At 54.4% G+C, this 18180-nt stretch carries 16 protein-coding genes; 8 read left to right on the forward strand and 8 right to left on the reverse strand.

The genetic code is table 11. From position 1 onward, the window contains the following. The first annotated feature begins 44 nt into the window (after nt 1-44). Together ACR3EM_RS22085 and ACR3EM_RS22090 are read left to right on the forward strand one after the other, a co-directional pair. Nucleotides 45-809 (forward strand): AraC family transcriptional regulator, encoded by a 765-nt coding sequence (locus ACR3EM_RS22085; protein ID WP_480473210.1) that lies wholly within the window; start codon nt 45-47, stop codon nt 807-809. A 310-nt stretch (nt 810-1119) separates the two neighbouring features. Further along, nucleotides 1120-3303 (forward strand): esterase-like activity of phytase family protein, encoded by a 2184-nt coding sequence (locus tag ACR3EM_RS22090; RefSeq protein WP_480473212.1) that lies wholly within the window; start codon nt 1120-1122, stop codon nt 3301-3303. Between the two features lie 415 nt (nt 3304-3718). Here ACR3EM_RS22090 and ACR3EM_RS22095 read toward each other — a convergent pair whose 3' ends face one another. The 5 genes from ACR3EM_RS22095 to ACR3EM_RS22115 form a co-directional block, all read right to left on the reverse strand. Next, complete coding sequence (locus tag ACR3EM_RS22095; protein WP_480473214.1) at nt 3719-4318, reverse strand: outer membrane protein; 600 nt, start codon at nt 4316-4318, stop codon at nt 3719-3721. A 223-nt stretch (nt 4319-4541) separates the two neighbouring features. Continuing rightward, on the reverse strand, nt 4542-5786 hold the full coding sequence (locus ACR3EM_RS22100) for a DUF3179 domain-containing (seleno)protein (protein WP_171724059.1): 1245 nt from the start codon (nt 5784-5786) through the stop codon (nt 4542-4544). Between the two features lie 59 nt (nt 5787-5845). Beyond that, a complete protein-coding gene (locus tag ACR3EM_RS22105; RefSeq protein ID WP_171724060.1) occupies nt 5846-7513 on the reverse strand; it encodes a sulfatase-like hydrolase/transferase in 1668 nt (555 codons plus the stop codon). A gap of 101 nt (nt 7514-7614) precedes the next feature. After that, nucleotides 7615-9252 carry a sulfatase-like hydrolase/transferase gene (locus ACR3EM_RS22110; RefSeq protein WP_480473216.1) on the reverse strand — a complete coding sequence of 546 codons (1638 nt, stop codon included), beginning with the start codon at nt 9250-9252 and terminating at the stop codon, nt 7615-7617. Between the two features lies 1 nt (nt 9253). Continuing rightward, complete coding sequence (locus ACR3EM_RS22115) at nt 9254-9532, reverse strand: hypothetical protein (RefSeq protein ID WP_480473218.1); 279 nt, start codon at nt 9530-9532, stop codon at nt 9254-9256. A 122-nt stretch (nt 9533-9654) separates the two neighbouring features. Between ACR3EM_RS22115 and ACR3EM_RS22120 the strand changes: the two genes are divergently transcribed. From ACR3EM_RS22120 to ACR3EM_RS22135, 4 genes are all read left to right on the forward strand, one after another. Beyond that, nucleotides 9655-10971, forward strand: coding sequence for a tetratricopeptide repeat protein (locus ACR3EM_RS22120; RefSeq protein ID WP_480473220.1), 1317 nt, complete (start codon nt 9655-9657; stop codon nt 10969-10971). Between the two features lie 284 nt (nt 10972-11255). Further along, a complete protein-coding gene (locus ACR3EM_RS22125) occupies nt 11256-11852 on the forward strand; it encodes a DUF6088 family protein (protein WP_480473222.1) in 597 nt (198 codons plus the stop codon). 2 nt (nt 11853-11854) lie between these two features. Beyond that, nucleotides 11855-12499 carry a nucleotidyl transferase AbiEii/AbiGii toxin family protein gene (locus ACR3EM_RS22130; RefSeq protein WP_480473224.1) on the forward strand — a complete coding sequence of 215 codons (645 nt, stop codon included), beginning with the start codon at nt 11855-11857 and terminating at the stop codon, nt 12497-12499. Continuing rightward, nucleotides 12381-13058, forward strand: coding sequence for an IS6 family transposase (locus tag ACR3EM_RS22135; protein ID WP_480473345.1), 678 nt, complete (start codon nt 12381-12383; stop codon nt 13056-13058). Before ACR3EM_RS22130 ends, ACR3EM_RS22135 begins: the two co-directional genes overlap by 119 nt. A 29-nt stretch (nt 13059-13087) precedes the next feature. Here ACR3EM_RS22135 and ACR3EM_RS22140 read toward each other — a convergent pair whose 3' ends face one another. Genes ACR3EM_RS22140 through ACR3EM_RS22150 form a run of 3 tightly spaced genes read right to left on the reverse strand, consistent with a single transcriptional unit; the run spans nt 13088 to nt 15601 of the window. Next, the gene (locus ACR3EM_RS22140; RefSeq protein WP_480473226.1) at nt 13088-13477 is read right to left on the reverse strand and encodes a hypothetical protein; all 390 of its coding nucleotides are present in this window, start codon (nt 13475-13477) and stop codon (nt 13088-13090) included. Between the two features lie 40 nt (nt 13478-13517). Continuing rightward, the gene (locus ACR3EM_RS22145) at nt 13518-14528 is read right to left on the reverse strand and encodes a DUF1254 domain-containing protein (RefSeq protein WP_480473228.1); all 1011 of its coding nucleotides are present in this window, start codon (nt 14526-14528) and stop codon (nt 13518-13520) included. A gap of 17 nt (nt 14529-14545) precedes the next feature. Next, entirely contained in the window at nt 14546-15601 is a 1056-nt protein-coding gene (locus tag ACR3EM_RS22150; RefSeq protein WP_480473230.1) for a DUF1214 domain-containing protein, read from the reverse strand. Nucleotides 15602-16078: 477 nt separating this feature from the next. On the opposite strand from ACR3EM_RS22150, the gene ACR3EM_RS22155 reads away from it, so the two are divergent. Next, nucleotides 16079-17152, forward strand: a complete 1074-nt coding sequence (locus tag ACR3EM_RS22155; RefSeq protein ID WP_480473232.1) for an AraC family transcriptional regulator — start codon at nt 16079-16081, stop codon at nt 17150-17152. A gap of 145 nt (nt 17153-17297) precedes the next feature. After that, on the forward strand, nt 17298-17966 hold the full coding sequence (locus ACR3EM_RS22160) for an outer membrane protein (protein ID WP_480473234.1): 669 nt from the start codon (nt 17298-17300) through the stop codon (nt 17964-17966). The last annotated feature ends 214 nt before the right edge of the window (nt 17967-18180 follow it).

Below are 18180 nucleotides of genomic sequence, written 5' to 3' on the forward strand. Positions count from 1 at the left end.
GTCTGTCTGTCGACAGGGAGACGATTGTTATCGAGGATTCGTCAATGAAGGACAGCAAGCTGACAACATCTGATCGACCCCGCTATCTCGGGGAAACGATTGAGCCAGCGTCAGGCGAATGCTACGACTGGCATTCCCACGATTTTGGTCAACTCATCTCCGCGGCCTCAGGGTCGATGTATGTCGGAACCCCGGACCGGGTCCTGCTGCTCAGTCCGGCTATGGCGATCTGGATTCCCCCGGACAAAGAACATTGGATGCGCTATGGGGCGAACAACGTCATGCACTATGTCGATGTCAATCGCGAAGAGGCAGAGTGGCTTGGGCCAGATTGCCGGGTCGTGGCCATGACACCACTTCTGGATGCATTGTTTGTTGCGGCGATGCCAGAAGCTACAAGTACACGAACAGTTAAGCACAACACAGCGCTGCAGACCTTGCTTCGACACGAGCTACTCGCAGCGAAGGACGTGTCGCTCTCACTTGTTTTGCCGAAAGATGCGCGGCTACTCGGCGTCGCGCGTGATGCCCTCAACGACCCAGGCAGTATTCGCTCAGTCGAAGCTTGGTTGTCAGGCGTCTCCGCGAGCAGAAAGACCGTCGAACGACTGTTCATCGCAGAAACAGGCATGCCACCGTCGAAATGGTTGCGCCATGCACGGGTCTTGCATGCCGTATCACTGCTCGCGGCGGGTAAGAGCGTAACCTCGGTTGCCTTCGATATGGGATACGAATCTATGAGCGCGTTCAGCTATATGTTCCGACAAACTCTAGGCGTTAGTCCGAGGGAGGTTTTAAGGAGCCGGTAGGTTGTACCAGAAGGGCCAGATGTTTTCTGCGGCCCGTAGCGGTCATTGGAATTCGCTCCGATGCTGTGGCACGGCGCGTCAAACACGACATTGGCTACGAGCGCTAAATCGTAGTTATCCCGGACAGAATATGGTCCCAAAAAACCCGCTCTTGCGACACAGCCTTAGATCTGGTGGGGTTTGAATTGGCTAACGTATACGGCGGTGATCTACCTTTCTGCGGTTGTCATCAAATTGAATCCGAACCGTCACAAAACCGCAATGAATCGCGGCCATGCCACTCTCATCAAGTGAGAGAGGATACCAAACGATGTCATTGCGCTTTGCCTGCCTGACATCTGCCCTTGCCCTGACAGCCGGTCAGGCCGTGGCAGAAATGAATTTTAACCGAATTGCGTCTTTCCCCGTCGTCAAGAACATGGCCGAGGGCGCGGACACCGCACGCGAAACCTCGCCCGAGATCATCGCGGCAACCGCAGATGGCATGACACTGGTTTACACCGATAGCCCGCTGGGCGTGATCGGCATGGTCGACATTACCGATCCTGCGAACCCGGCTCCTTTGGGTGCGATGGAGGTGAGTGGCGAGCCGACCTCGGTCGGGATCGTTGGCGCGACCGCCTTTGTGGGTGTCAACACTTCAGAAAGCTATACCGCGCCATCGGGCAAGCTGATTTCAGTCGATATCGCGGGCAAGGCCGAAACCGGTGCCTGTGATCTGGGCGGTCAGCCCGACAGCGTCGCCATCTCGCCCGATGCCAGCTTTGTCGCCGTCGCGATCGAGAATGAGCGGGACGAAGACCTGAACGACGGTATCATCCCGCAGCTGCCCGCCGGGTCGCTGGCGCTGGTGCCGCTAAAAGATGGCGCGCTGGATTGTTCGGGTATGACCATGGCCTCTCTGACCGGTTTGGCCGATGTCGCCCCGACCGACCCCGAGCCTGAATTCGTTGACATAAACGCTCTGGGCGAAACCGTCGTCACTCTGCAGGAAAACAACCACATCGCTGTTGTTGGCAAGGACGGCACCGTCATCAGCCATTTCTCGGCCGGTAGCGTGGATCTGGAAGGCATCGACGCCACCGATGAGCGCGGTGCGCTGATCTTCACCGAAAACCAGCCGGGCCGCTTGCGTGAACCCGACGCGGTGAAATGGATCGACGATAACCACTTCGCCACCGCCAATGAAGGCGATTATAAGGGCGGCTCGCGCGGTTGGACGATCTTCCACAAAGACGGCACCGTTGTTTACGAAAACGGCGCCGATTTCGAGAAAGCTATCATCCAGATCGGCCACTACCCCGACAAACGCTCGGACAGCAAAGGGGTCGAGCCCGAGAGCGTGACCGCGGCCATCTTCAGCGGCGCACCGATGATCTTTGTGGGTGCCGAACGTGCCTCGGTCGTGGGGGTCTATGACGCCACCGATCCGGCACACCCTGTGCTGAAACAACTGCTGCCCTCGGGTGTTGGCCCGGAAGGCTATGTGGCGATCCCCGAGCGTAACCTGCTGATCTCGGCCAACGAAAAAGACCTGATCGAAGATGGTGGCCCCCGCGCGCATGTGTCCATTTTTGAGTATCAGGATGCCCCCGCAGCTTACCCTCACCTGACCTCGGAAGGTGCAGATGAACTGATTGGGTGGGGAGCTCTGTCCGGTCTGGTCGCGGATGAGGACGGCATGATCTATGCGGTCAACGACAGCTTCTACGGCTTCCAGCCCTCGATCTTCAAGATCGACCCCAGCCAGCAACCCGCCCGTATCGTGGACGTGATCCGCATCCACCGTCAGGACGGAAACCCGGCGCAGAAGCTTGATCTTGAGGGCATCACGCTGGACGGCAACGGTGGCTTCTACGTCGTCTCCGAAGGCCGCACCGACCGGGTCATCCCGCACGGGATCTATCATGTCTCGGCGAACGGCCTCATCAAAGACCGCAAGGGTGAAATCGGCCTGCCGCCGGAACTGATGGCAGTCGAAAAACGCTTTGGCTTCGAAGGCATCACCCGCGTCGGTGACACCTTGTGGATGGCCGTTCAGCGGGAATGGAAGGACGACCCTGAGAACCATGTGAAACTGGTGGCCTATAACCTTGAGAACAAGGAATGGGGTGCCGTGCACTATCCCAAAGCACAGCCCGAAACCGGATGGGTCGGCCTGTCGGAAATCGTGGCCTTCGGTGCTCATGTCTATGTCATCGAGCGCGACAACCAGCACGACCACCGTGCCGTGACCAAGAAGGTCTACCGCATCCCGCTGTCCGAAATGACCCCAGCCCCGCTGGGTGGCCCCCTGCCCGTAGTCAGCAAGCAAGAGGTCCGCGACCTGCTACCCGACCTGACCTCGACCGGCGGCTATGTTCTGGACAAGATCGAAGGTCTGGCCATCCTGCCCTCGGGTGAGGCGTTTGTGATGACCGACAATGACGGCGTCGACGACGCCTCGGGCGAGACGATGTTCTGGTCGATCGGGTCGGTGACGGCTGGGAACTAGGTCAAACAACAGAGATTGGAGAGCCCCGCGTAGAGACTACGCGGGGCTTCTTCATTCAATGGCCTCACCACGCTCCGGCCCTGAGCTGCCGTTGGCCTACATATTTCAATGCTGCGGTCGCAGCCCGCTTTGCAGCCATTCGCTGTAGTTGCGAAAGCCAGCCGAGGTGAATTCTCACTCTGCGGTTGAAAGTGGCATCGCGACTTAGACTTGCTTCATTCATCGCTTGATTTCTAGAGTGAGAACAAACCCCAACCAGCTATCGATGCTGGGGTTCAAGAACTGGTGCCAGACACGAAGACAAATCTGAGGACACAGCGAATATGATTCTCTAGAACTTTCTGCAGTCTACTCGCGCCAATCAAACGATGTTCGTAACATCACAACCCAGTCTCGAGTTCACCAATAAAGAATTCTAGAAACGATAAGTCGCGCCTAACACTGGCCCTGACTGATCAAATGTAAAATCGCTACCGTCGATCTCATGGTCAAACGAGATATAGCGATAGCCGCCGCGGATCAGCCATCTGTTGTTGATGGCATATTCGGCGGTCAACAGAACCTGCCATGTTTCACTGCCGCTGCGGAAACCTCCGTAGTCGACGAAACCGGTGCCGGACCATTTGTCCGAGAACCGGACGCGTGCTCTGGCGGCGATGACAGGGTCGGTCCAGCTGTCGTCGGCGGTTGTTGTCCTCCCCGGTGCCGCGCCAGGGAGAAGGGTGAACTCTGTATCAGTGCTGAACCACCGGAACCCTCCGGCGACATCCACCGAGATAGTTGGTGCTTCATACACTCGGTAGCCGACATAACCGCTTAGGTATTGCGTGGTAAATGATGTCTCGAGGCCCGAACTGGCGGGGCCGGGAGTGCTGTTGCTGAACGACAAATCTGTGTAGTTGTAATCTGCAAGTATAAGCCATCGTCCGTCGGTGGCCGAGAACGCTCCCATAAAGGCGAAATCTAGGTTTTCCAATGCATCAGAAAAACTGAGTGTACCGTCCAGTGTCCCCATGGGGGTGCTTAAGGATGTTTCTGTTTCCGGCATGAACAGATAAATCGTGGCCTCGTAGGACCAATCGGATTGTTGTGCCGCAGCCGTTGTGGCTGCCGATGCCGATAGCGTTGCCGCGCATAAGCAACTTTTCACCCATAGTGACGAAAACATTCTGTTCCTCCCGACAAACATACAAGTTTCAATAAATTGTCGTTGGTTTGAAATTGTGTGGTCCTGATTTTCATTCCGCAGCTTCTTCCGTCGCCATCGAACTGTTGCCGACGCGATTGATATCTGTGTTCGGGAAAAACTCGGACCAAACGTGCCAGAATACGCCTGCGCGCAGGGTTTCTACACGTTTTAGCTGACCCTGATCCGAGTGACCCCAGAAATCGCATTTGGCCACCGGTTGACCCGAGTCGTTATACCAAACGCCCAGGCTTTCATATTTCGGATCCAGGCTGACCACGACATCCCGTCCTCCGACTTTGGCGGTCACGATCCAGTTGTTCTCGATGATGAAATCGTCGGTCCAGCAAGCGACATCTTGACCAATCGTAATTCCCCAGACGTAGGTTTTGTTCGGCAACCGGTGGTCTGAACGATCCATGTTGTCCATCACAGGAGCGTCTTCCTGATGTTGGCGTCCGATGCCCCAGCCAAAGGTGATCTCGGTCATCATGTCCAGCAGACGCAGCAAAGGGTTCGTGGATGGTTTGTTCAGAAACACCTCACCTTCTGGATAGGCTTTCTGAAACCCGCGGAATGTCATTCGAAAGGTGGGCCAAGGCCTCATTTGCGCTTCGGGCCGGAGAGGGCAAGCAGGACCCTCGGAGTTGGGGTCGCGATCCGCCTCGCGAAAACCGTAGATATGCTGGATCGGATCGCCCGTGTCGTTGTCACGCAGTATCAAGTTGTTGCCATGCTGGGCCAGAACCTCAAGGTTCAGGCGCCGTCCTTCTATTCGCGGTGTGTACCCCTGACCCAGATTGGCCATCGCGCAGTAAGTCATGACCACATCCTCGCCCCCCAGCCCATCTACATCGCCCGCCAAATGAGGGCGCATGATCTGCGCATCCGGGTGCGCGCGCGCGTGACCATTGTGTTCGATGACGATGACTGGCGCTGTTGGACCGACATATTTTCGCGCTTCCTCGATAGAAAAATACTGGGCGTCGTTGAGCTGGTTTCTCAGGCCCAAATGCACCCACACATAGGGAAACCCATAAAGAAGCAAGGTCAGCGCAGCCGTTACAAGCCAAAGCCAGAAAGGGCCGCCCCCCAAAAGGAAATGTGCAAGGGTTGCCACTACAAATCCGCCCAGGCCAATGCCAATCAGGCGGTATTCATGCCGGATAAAGCGCACCATATTCTCGCGCTTTACTTTCAGCAGCATTTGCGAGACATCGCCAAGGTCGCGGAAATAGACAAACCCGATTCCGAGTGACACGATCAATCCCAGTGCGAAAATTATGCTACCAACCATGCTGAGATCCTCGATTTTGGTGATTACAGTCCTTCGCGGTTCATTACGAAAGAACAGGCCTACTTCTGGGGCGACGCGCGCTTGATCATGAAAGCTTCAACGGCTTGCTGTGTCTCGGGACGAATGTTCTCAATCCCCTCATAAGGCATGCCGTAGGCGGGCGGAGTATCGGGGTATTTCTCTTTCCGCGCCTTGTGGCGGCCCAGTATACGTACGAATTCCTGCCCACCCCAAGACCCGACTTCGGTTGAGACCGAGTATTCTTCGCGGGTGTCGCGGTAAAGATCGAAGAATTTTGCTAAAATTGCGCTCTCGCCGGGTCCCGGCAGTTTGAGCTTAAGCTGATCCTTAACGATCGCCTCGGGTTTCGCGACCGAATAGATGATCACGTGATCGCGTCGCGCTTTCGATTCATCCGCGAACAGTAGCGCCGCCGACTGATCGACACCATCGACCAGACGATCCCTTGGGATGAATCCATCCGCCCCGGCAAAGCGCGAGATCGTGGTATACAGGTCCGAAACATGAATGATGCTGTTTAACAACCCGTCAGCTTCAATCATGCCCGGCCAGCGGATGAAGGCGTCCACGCGCACGCCACCTTCAGTCGTGTCGCCTTTACCGCCCGCGTAAATCAGTGGGGTAAACCCGGATTGCGGCGCGTATTTGGTAAAATGCCCATTGTCGCCCATAACCACAACGATGGTGTTTTCGCTGAGCCCTAGATCATCCATGCGCGCAAACAGATCACCCAGCCACTGATCCAGTAGCTGCATCTTGTCGACATACAAGCCGCCATTCGCGCTTTCCGGCCCGTCACGGCCGGCGCGGGTATTGTCCAGCGGGATCATCGGCCAATATTGCAGGAAGAAGGGCGCGTCCCCAGTTGCAAGGCGTTCCAGTTCCTGAAGTGTTTTATCCTGAAACGCCTGGTTCATTTCGTCGTATTTTTCGGCGTTCCAGCGTTCTCCGGCTTCCATGCGGATTTCGCGAATGGCGCCGCCGGTCTCGCCCTCGATGACGGTCATCATCGCCGAGGCATCCGGTCGGAACCAGCCGTCCAGTGTGTATTTATCCTCATAGTCCCGGATCGCGACCGAGACCTGTTCTTTGATCGCATCATCATTAAAGATTGTCAGCTGGCCCTGCTGGTGGATGGCGTGCTGGGCATAGTCAAAACCCTGATTCATTGCCCAGCTTTCGGCAATATCGCCCATATGCCACTTGCCGACGTGGCTGGTTGCATATCCTGCCTGTTTCAAGACTTCGGCCAGCGTCACTTCATTATCGGGCAATCCAAAGCCAGCGATATCGACGGTCGTATCACCCATTCCCATACGCACGGGCAAGCGGCCGGTCATTTGTGCCACGCGAGTCGGGGTGCAGGACGGTTCAGTATACATCCGAACCATACGCAACGCTTCGTCCGAAAAGTCGTTGATGTTCGGAGTGTCGTACCCACGGACAGCGTTGAGCTCGGGTATACCCATATCGCCAAAGCCCATATCGTCAATCAGAACGCTGACGATATTTGGGGGTTGCCCATTGTTGCCGTCACGAAAAGCGGCCAAAGCCTGATCAACGGCAGCGTCATCCTGCACCCATTGTTCCGCGCGTTGGGCTTGCAGAATATAAAACTCAGCATCGTGTTGAATAGGGTCGTCCTGAGCCTGCAAAGGTGGGGCGGCAATGCCTGCACACAAAACCATAAGCCATTGTAGTTTCATTCCATCTCCCCCAGGGTTCGAAGCCGAGCTTCGGTTTTTGACTTCGATGTGATTACCATCAGTAACATCGATATATTCGAATAATTACTAAATTTGTGATCTCACTGCCAACTCGTGAATACGTCGCGGGTCAGTTCGGATTCCGGGCGCAGGTTTTCAATGCCTTCATAAGGTGTACCTTTGCCAATCTCTGAATGCGGATACTTGGCGATCATCTTCTGGTGACGCTTGATCATATCTTGAAAAGATGCCCCGGCCCAAAGCGAGTAGCCCACCAAAGGGTGTTCCTCTCGGGGGTCCCTATAAATATTATAAGTCGGAGCAGCCGCGCCGGGTTGACCGGGGGCAGGAAGATGCATCTTGAACTCCTGCTTGACGACCGAGCGCAAGACAGGTCCTTCGTAGATATAGACATAGTCGCGCCGCCCATTTCCCTCGCCGTTCAACAGCAAGGCCGTCTGGTCGATGCCGTCTATTACGCGGTCCCTTGGGATAAAGTCTGTGGCTCCGGCAATTCGCGCCATCGTGGTGAAGATATCTGAGACGTGAAAGATGTCACCGGCTGCGCTGTTGGCTTCGATCACACCGGGCCAGCGAATGAACGCATCGGTTCTTACGCCGCCTTCAAGATGCTGGGTTTTGCCACCGCGATAGATCAGCTGGTTCAGACCGGATGAGCCTTCGTAGTGATACATCAGGCCATTATCCGCCATCAAAACAACAATTGTGTTGTCCGCTTTGCCAGATTCTTCAAGCTTGGCCAAAAGATCTCCGATCCAACCATCAAGCAGTTGCAGCTTGTCGGCATGAAAACCGCCATTTCGTGAAATTGCCTGATCCGGGTAGACGAAGTTCAACGGGTAAAGCGGCCAGTATTGTAAGAAGAATGGCGCATCCTCGGAAGCGACGCGTTCAAGTTGCTCCAACACCTGCCGTTGATATCGTTCGTTCATCTCTTCATATTTGGTCTGCGTCCACACTTCACCGGCTGACATTTCTACTTCCTGGGCGGGTCCACCGGCTTCGGCCTCGACACCGGTGACAAGGCCGTATGGCTTGAACCGTTCATCCAGCAGGAACTGATTGTTCTGCCCCTCGGGCACATAGCCGAGCATGGTGTTGGACCGCATTGCCTCGGGGGTCATGAGGCTCAGCTGTACTTGCTGGTGGAGTGGAAATGCGGCCCAATCAAACCCCTGATTGTGGGGGTATGATTGTTCGATGTCGCCTTGGTGCCATTTGCCGACATGCGCCGTATTATAGCCGACCTGTTTCAGAATCTCCGGCAGTGTCACTTCACTGGCCGGAAGGCCCTCGCCAACCAAAGCCACCTTGACCTCTTCCACACCTGCGCGAATTGGGTGGCGCCCTGTCAACATGGCTGTGCGGGTCGGAGTGCAGGAGGGTTCGGTATACATGCGCATCAGCGACATACCTTCGGTGGCCAAATGATTGATGCTGGGTGTCTCAATCCCCATGACGTAGTTCATCTTGCGGTCGCCCATCTGACCGAAGCTGACGTCGTCGATTAGGACGTAGAGAAAATTCGGAGGCTTGCCACCATTGGTCGCACGAATTTCGGCCAGCTTGGCGTTGATTTCAACGTCTTGCGCATCCCATGCCTCACCAAACTGCGCGCGGAGGAATTCAAACTCACCGTCATGAACAATGGGGGTTTCCTGTGCAAGCACGGAGCCGACACCAATCAACGACGCCGGCAAGATGTATCTAAGTCTCATGTCAAACCTCCAAATCTTTATCCCGTACCGATTCCGCACCCGCGCCTTGAGCCTGCAGCTGTCCTTCTATACTGCCGCGCAGGTCCGAAATGCTTTCTGCCAGATCGGCAAGGTATCGCAACTGCAGAACTGACTCCGAATTTGGCGGCATCGCCAATTCCGCGAAAACCTCTTTGTAGTCGCGACACATCCGATCAAACTCTTGGTCTTTTTCTCGTAGGTCCCGTAGCAGACGACCCGCTTCGGGAAATTGGGATTCAAAGAATTCATCATCCGTCATTGGCAGCGCCCTATAGGCATTCATTCTCTATGCATGCATCCAACAGAATATGTATTGCACGTTTCAAGTCGCATGCTACGGTAACATCATGACGTCAAACCCTTATTGTGAAAGGATAGTTTTTGAACGTCAGCGTGGGAAATCAGGATCAGACTGGTACTCAACACTTCTCGAGCGAGCAGGTGCGTGTCGCTTTAAATAAGGTTCTGGGGTCGGATGAATTTAAAGGATCCGCCCGCATGCGATCATTCCTGTCTTACGTTGTGACAGAAACACTGGAGGGTCGTTCCGACGAGATACGCGCTAAGACCATTGCAATGGATATTTATGGCTACGAGGCGGATGAGCTATTGAAACGCGAAGGTGTCGTGCGTGTGGATGCCGGACGTGTTCGGCGAAAGCTCCAAGCTTATTATGAAAGTAAAGGGGCCGCTGACGAACTGGTAATCTCATTGCCTGTCGGAAGTTACGCACCACAATTTTTGTCGGGCTCCGATCGAAGCAGACAAAGCTTACGCGTAAGGCAACGGGTTACCTTGGTCGTTATCTCGCTTTCAATTCTAGTAGCCGGTATTCTAACCGGCGTTCTGATCGGCCGCAGTTTGCAATCTGTTGCTCCAAAAACTGGCAAAACTGCGATCTACGACGTGTCTCCAGCCCGCGTCGAAGCAATGAACCTAAGCAACGCAGGCCGGGATCTAATTTTCCCGGTTACAGATTTGGCACGCCTTCAACCTGCGTTGTTGATATTTCAAACAGCAATTGAACGAGACCCGTTGTTCTACGGGGGGTACGCAGGCGCTTCTCAGGTCGAAACCATGTTCGCCATCATGAAATCCGGCAGTCCAAGTTCAAATGAGTTTTTGCGCGCGGCCGACAAGAATAGTGCTTATGCTTTGGAAATGGCTCCGGATGCAGCATGGTCGCTTTCAGCTCGGGCCTGGTTTGAATTTGGGGTGGGCAATTATGAAAGCGCGGTTGGATTATCCCAAAGGGCCGTAGACTTGGCACCCGATGATTCACATGTTGCTGAATTCGACGCCCTGATCTCCCTTTACACGTCCGATTTTGATCGGGTTCTGTCGCAATCAGTGAGATATAGAGCACTGGCCCAAAACGGTGGAGGGCTAGTTTTTGACAACGCATTGGGTGCGGCTCAGTTCCACACGGGAGACTATGCTGCCGCAATCCGAACGTTTGATAAAACAATATCTCGCGGTGGGCCGTTCGGACCAATTTCCGCAGCTTACCTTATGGCAGCCCACTGGAGGAACGGAGAACAAGCTGAGGCACAGCGGCTTGCAAGAGTATTTTCGGACACTTGGCCAAGCTTCCCCCTCGAAAAACTAAAGGCTCGGGTGTTTGTAGACCCACAGCCAGTTCAAGAGCTGATCAGTGCAATGATAGCTGCAGGTTGGTCAGGACCCGCCAAGCCCTGACGATTTTCTATAGGGTTTGTAATAATTCGTTCAGAGGCATGCGCTTCCAAGAAGGAGGTGCGTTGGTTGTGAAGTGGACGAACCTCCAGACGAGATCAAAACAAAGTTCATCGATACCGAATGGGTGTGTGACGGACAGACAAAGGTCTGCTCTTGGCTCCCGATGAGATAATCTTTGCACTCCCAGCGAACTTCTGCTTCCCGCCCGACTTACACATCACCTCAGCTTTCTCCTAACTTGAATGTCAGAAAAAAGTACTATATTTTCTGACAAGGAGAAAACTATGATCACTTCATCGATTAAACAACGCATCATCGGAAAAGGCCGGGGGGCAATCTTTGCGCCACTGGACTTTTTGGATATCGGCTCCCGCGCAAGCGTGGATCAGGCATTGTCGCGTTTGGCGGATCAAGGGATGATCCGACGGTTAACGCGTGGGCTTTATGACTATCCGAGAAAGAGCGCCCGATTAGGGCTGTTGTCTCCGTCAGCCGATGACATTGCCAAAGCGATTGCACGCAAAGACAATCAGGTTCTACAGCCCTCCCCTGCCATGGCAGCCAACCAGTTGGGGCTGTCGACCCAAGTGCCGTCCAAGCCGACTTATATGACCGACGGCCCGACCCGCACCAAGACAGTTGGTCGACAAGTCATCCAGTTCCGAAATGCATCATCCAAAACGCTAGTTGGTGCAGGCCAGAAAACCGGCGCCATATTTCAGGCGTTACGCTATGTTGGCAAAAACCAGGTGGATAGCCGTGTTGTCGACACGCTGGCCCGCAATCTGGATGTTAAGGACCGCGCATTGCTCGCAAAACAAAGTAGATATGTACCGGCCTGGATGCACCCGGTAGTGCAGCAAATCGTGGCACGGGTCTGATCTTGGACCAGTTTGCCAACGATACTCCAAAGAACCGTGAAGAAGCGTTTCAGGAAACGGCCGCAAAGCTTGGTATGTCCAAGGCAATCGTTGAGAAGGATTTCTGGGTCTGCTGGTCGCTGAAACATCTATTCGCCCTGCCCTCTTTTGGCACTCACATGATCTTCAAGGGTGGGACATCGCTATCTAAGGCCTATGACATCATCCATCGGTTCTCGGAAGACGTGGATCTGTCACTCGACCGAGCGCAGCTTGGATTCGAGGGCGAACGTGACCCCGAGCACCCTGCCCTTTCCGGCAAAAAACAAAAGCAACTATTGCAGGAACTTCAGGATACGGCCACCAAAGTAGTCTCAGGACCGCTTCTGAAAGAAACCAAGATCAAGTTTGGCGCCGCGCTGGATCAGCACTTTTTCCTGTCGGTCGATCCTAATGATGCACGGTTCTGTCGCAAACTTTTTCTCCCCTGTCAGACTGAGTGTCGTTTTTGTAGCGCATACTCAGATAAGACAGGAGCAGACCGTGACCATCTCGTTCAAAGGTGCGCACTTTCCGAAAGACGTGATCTTGTACGCTGTTTTCTTCTATCTCCGTTACGGCGTTTCATATCGGGATCTGGAAGAAATCATGGCGGAACGTGGCGTTGAACTTGATCACGCGACCTTGAACCGCTGGGTGAGCCGTTACGCCGGTCTTGTCGCTGATGCTTCGCGGCACAAAAAGCGTCCTGCCGATCGTTCATGGCGCATGGATGAGACCTATGTGAAAGTGAAGGGTGAGTGGGTCTATCTCTACCGGGCCATCGATAAATACGGTAAGACCCTGGACTTCATGCTTTCGCAGCGCCGGAACAAAGCTGCAGCAACAAAGTTCTTCGCTCGTGCGCTTGAGGTAAACGGATTACCACGGAAGATTGTCATCGACAAAAGCGGGGCCAACACTGCTGGCATCAAAGCTATAAACAAGATGCTGAAAGGCTTTGGTTGTCCGATACCGATCGAGATGGTGAGGCAGAAATATCTCAACAACATCATTGAGCAAGACCATCGATTCATCAAACGGCGGATCAGGCCTATGATGGGTTTCAAGTCTTTCGATTCCGCCGCATCTGCCCTCGCGGGCATCGAGCTGGTCAACATGATCCGTAAAGGTCAATTCACACCCGGATTCTCGGCATTTCAGCAGTTTGCTAAACTGGCAGGGTAATCAACCCGCATGCGCCATCTCCTCAGCCTTCAGAGGAATTTGCGACAGAACCCGCCCCACGTTATGTCCCCGGTTCCGATTGGCGAGAACCACGCAGAGAACAGGATATCTCCGAACCCCTCCTGGCGTGTGCCCGGCACAACGTCTTCCTGCCAGATGTAAGGAATGATAGTTCGGGTAATCAGGTTAAGGTCATCGTTCAGTTGAAAGGGCACGACTGGTTGAAAGTTCAGCGTGGTGCGCGAGCCCTGATCAGAGACGCCCAGATTTTCATCATAGTTCAATTGAAACGGAACCGAGACGATTGCCGCAAGTGGGTTGGCCAGTTCCTGTGCCAGATCGGATGCCTCGTCTGCAACGGTTGTGGTTCCGGCACTGGCTGTAAAAAGCAGCCCCATAAGAGTATGGGATCGACGCATAGCCGTGTACTCCTTTTGAGATGCGGTTTGGGCGAGTGGCCTAGTTGATCGGCTCCAGCTTCGGGAAGGTCCAAGTGCCGTTCAGGATTGCACCCTCGGGCTCATAGAGGCGGATCGCGTAGTTCCAGCCCGGAGTAATCGGCAGACAATTCACGCGGCCATCGTCGCACCCGCCGAAATGCAACGTGACCGAGCCGTCTTCTGCTGCTTCGGCTGTGTAGCCGTTGTAGCTGTTTATGCCCAGATCATTGGCTTCCAGAAAGCCGTCACCGTTATAGACAGTCACCGACCAGAACGCCCGAACCGGCACATCCTTGACGGTTACCGCATGCGGTGTTTCGCCGTCATTCTGATCGACCGCGTCCAACAGATAGATCGCGGCCTCAGGCGGAAGACCGCCCCAGCCCGAGAAGGCGCCGACCAGAAACTGAACCGGATCAATATCGTCTTTTGTTCTGCCAAAGGCACGGGCTGAATCGGTGCCCAGCAAGGACAGGTCGTTTATCGCCTGACGCGCAGTGGCAAGCTGTTCGGTGTTCCAGTTCGGCGCGTCAAATGGACCCGTTCCACCGCCGCTGACGACAATTCCATCCTGTGCCGCTTGCGCGGCGGCAATATCATCCGGGTCGGTCACATCGACGAATGTGCGAAACGCGATGAAACCAAAGCGCGTACCAAGGTCTTCCTGTGTGATTTGATACGTGCCGGGCTCTGCCTCGGCATACATGAAGTGGTCCTGATTGATGACATGCATCGAGATATAACGGCCATCCGCTTCGGGCAATGTCACTTCGACGGGTTTGCTCAAATCCAGCAAGATGCCGGAGTAGAGCGTGTCCTGATTCATGCGGATAACCGGCTGGTTGTCCGGTGTGGTGGCTTCGCGCATATGCCCTAACTCGCCAACAGCGAGGCCGAGATTGGCTATGTTGGTGCGAAACATGTGATCTGTCTCGGCGCGCACAAGGGTGTCGACGGTCACATCGACCATGTCTTCGGCCCAAACGCCTGTCGGGAGTGTAAGCGCGACTGTCAGAAGAAGCTTTTTCATCGTAAGCATCCTGTTGTTCAGTTTGCGGGTTCTACGGAGGGGAAGACCCAGCTTCCGTCGATGACCTCTGGGCCCGGCTGATAAAGGCGCACGGCATAGTTCCAGCCATCCATGATCGGGAGACAGTTCATGCGTCCGTCGTCGCAGCCGCCGAAATGCACGGTCACACTGCCATCATCATTCTTGGTGCCTGAGACCGAATTGACCACATACGAGTCGAGGGAATTGAGTTCAAAAAACCCGTCTGCATTATAGAGGCTCACGGACCAGAACGCGTTCACTGGCACTTCCGCTGGGACCTGGATTTTGTATTCTCCAAGCGGCAGGCCGGGCTCGATATTCAGATAAAAGGCCTCGTCTTCGGGCAGTCCACCAAAGCCGACGGCGGTGCCAAGGAAATGGCGCAATGGGTCTACATGATCTGCCGTACCAAAAGTTCGGACGCTGTCTGTGGCGAACCTGCCCAGCTCAATTGCGGCTTGGCGCAGCGCCTCAAAGCTCTCCGTGTCGTAATTGGGCATCTCGAAAGGCGTCGCGGAGGCGGCATCAATGGTGAACCCGTCCTGAATTGCATTGACTGCCGCGACATCCTTGGGGCTCTCGGCATCCACCAGTATTCTCATGAAAACAAGTACGTAGGGGGTATGGAATGTATCCATGTCAAGCTGGAACACACCGCCACCGTCGAACACTTCATTGATGAAATGATCCTGATTGACCACCATCGTCGTCATGTATCGGTCGCCCACATCGGGCAGAGTCAGGGTTGCGCCTTGGCTGATATCAATAACCGCAACGCTGTAGAGTGTGTCGCGGTTCATCCGAATGGTGGGCTGATTGTCGATGGGGGTGGGTTCTTTGAAGTGAAAGAACTGATTTACGCCTCCGGCCAGGCCATTGTACGTCTTCAGTTCATTGTCTGTAGCAGCCCGAACAAAGTTGTTTATGGTAATGGGCACTTCGTATGTCTCAGCAAGTGCATCGACCGTGGTATCAAAGCTCTGAGCGGTCGCTGTGCTTCCAATCAGGACAGCTAAAGCAGCAAGTTTCCAGCGTTTGTGCGTGAGATTCATAGTTTGCCCGCTCCACTAGCCAATTACAGAAATGCATTGTTTGATGGTCCCGGCACCTGATCAAAAGCGCACTCTCGCGCCTCTCATTTTGTTGTTCTTAAAATGCTACAATCGGAGCCTTGGCCATCTCTCTCCAACAAACCACAAAGTTCGAATGTATGCCCTGACAGATTGGGGCGACCGCCTCCGAAAACTGGTCAAAAATGACAGGTAGCGATAGCACTTTGGCCAACAACTAGAGGCTCTCTATTAAAATTGACCCGGCGGCGGGCCTATCGTTCATGCAGTGGTGCCAGTTTGCTAGACTGCTCTCTGCAGTTGGCGTGGTTTAATTCCATTGAGCCTCTGCGAGCGGGCACCTGACTTTTTCATTCAAAAAAGTGTCTTCGGCTTTGACGCAGGTCAGGGACACAGAGCCGCGCTTGTCTATGCTTGACGTGCCCGGCCTTTCAATTGCGGTGTCTTAAGGGAGTTATGATGACAGGGCAGGACGCGCATGCTCGACACAGAACACCACCGCTTACACGCGGGCGGGTCATCGTCCCGCTTTTGCTTGCGTTTCAAGAATCCGGTCAATCTGTAGAAAGTCTCCTTGCGGAATTCGATCTATCCTTCTCGGAGTTGAGCGCTCCGAGTTGTTTCATTCCGCACGACACTGTCTATGCCGTGTTTGAAGCCGTCGCACAAAAGACATCCCCAGACTTTCCAGCACTTGTTGGTCAAACTTCAGATCCGACGATTGCATCCCCATTCGGACAGGCCTTTCGCGTCGCAAAATCGCTGGCTGATTTCATTGCCAGGTTCTGCGTTCATGCGGGAAACAACACAAATGCGGTCACCATGACACTTGATGTCTCTGGCGAGTTCGCCGTGCTGTCCGCCAAACGCAGATTCACGCCATGCTGTTCGCCCGCCTATATGGATGCGTTTCAGATCAGCCGATGGGCTACGTTGCTGCACGAAACTGCAGGTCAGCGTTGGGAAGCAAATAAGGTTCTTGTGCGTGTGAACCGTCCTGATCTTCTCCCGTCTTACTTCTACGGTATCCGGGCGATAGGTGCGGGCTCAGACGGGTATTCCATCCGCTTCCCAAGTGCTTGGCTTTTATTTGAACTGGTTAACCGAACCTCAACCGAGTACGTGTCGACCACTCAGGACGAAAAAAACCCAGTGCCTACAGATTTGCTGAGTTCGATCCAAAGCGTTGCCTACTCAATGGTCGGGCGCACGGACTTGTCGGTTACGACGCTCGCCAAGGCATGCGGTTTTCGAGGCGCGGTTCTCAACAGACGGCTTGCTGCCTATGGGACATCACTGTCTCGCATCGTTATCGAAGCTAAATGTGACCGGGCGAAGCGCCTGCTTTCAAAGTCTGAAATCTCAATGGGCGATATCGCGGCTCAGTTGGGGTATTCTGACGCGACGGCCATGACACGGGCCTTCAAGAAATGGACGGGTCAGACACCCTCAGAGTTTCGCACCCGTGAAATGAATGGCGTTGAGGCATCTGTTCCGATACTCGACCCGGTCGAATGCGATTGTGAAACGTAACAGGAATACGACGCGGCTCACGTTTTTGCCGCGCTTCAATCTTGGGATCAAAAAAGGGGAGCAGATCGTGGACTTCACACAAGTAAGGAGTATCGTGTGTAGCTTTCTAGTTGCGCCGACTACGCTGCTCTACGGATCTCCAGCAGTGGCTCAGGACTCTGGCTGGAGCTTTTACGGCAGCTTCTACATCTATGGCGCAGATACCGAGACAACCATTGGCCCCTTAGAGTCGGAACTGAGCTTCAGCGACGCACTTGATAATCTAGACCTCGCCTTTATGGGCACGGTTGAGGCGCGACACGGTCGATGGTCACTGATCGCAGACTACATGCGCACAGATCTGACATTTAAAGGCGACACCCCTGGCCCGGTGTTCAGCGGCGCAGAAACCAGCCTGAAGACACAGTTCTTCAGCGGGTATGCGGCGTACACGGTCTATCAGGACCAAGCTCTGGACGTCGATCTCGGGGGTGGGTTTCGTTGGTTTGATACCAGCAGCACAATCACTCTGGTCGGTGGCCCCAGCCCGGCACCAAGTGCAAGAACAAGTGACGATTGGGTAGATCCCCTAATTGCAGCCCGTATCCGGTATCAGATCAATGACCGCTGGTCAGCAATTGCCTTGGCTGACTACGGCGGATTTCGCTCAAATCGCGAAACGGCGCAACTTGTAGCTACAGTGGGGTATGCCATCACTCCAAAGTGGAATTTGCGCGCAGGTTATCGCTACATCATGGTCGACAAAGGTGAAGGTGATAGCAAGTTCAAGCTCTCACAATCCGGACCCGTGTTGGGTGTGACATACAGCTTCTGAGCAAGGGCATTATGCGAAAGGCGGCCATGCCGAACACAAACAGGTCTGAAGTGTCGAAATTGCACCAAGGCGCGAGCAGCGGTGCCGACATGCTTGGGACAGACAATTGCAGTTGGATGCGAACAGTCGGACAAAGGCAATTGAGGAAAGGAACGACGAGGCGACTGATTACCAGAGCTTTGCCTACGGCAACCGTGTGTTCGTTCTGTATCCT

Source organism: Ruegeria sp. AH3 (assembly GCF_056536265.1).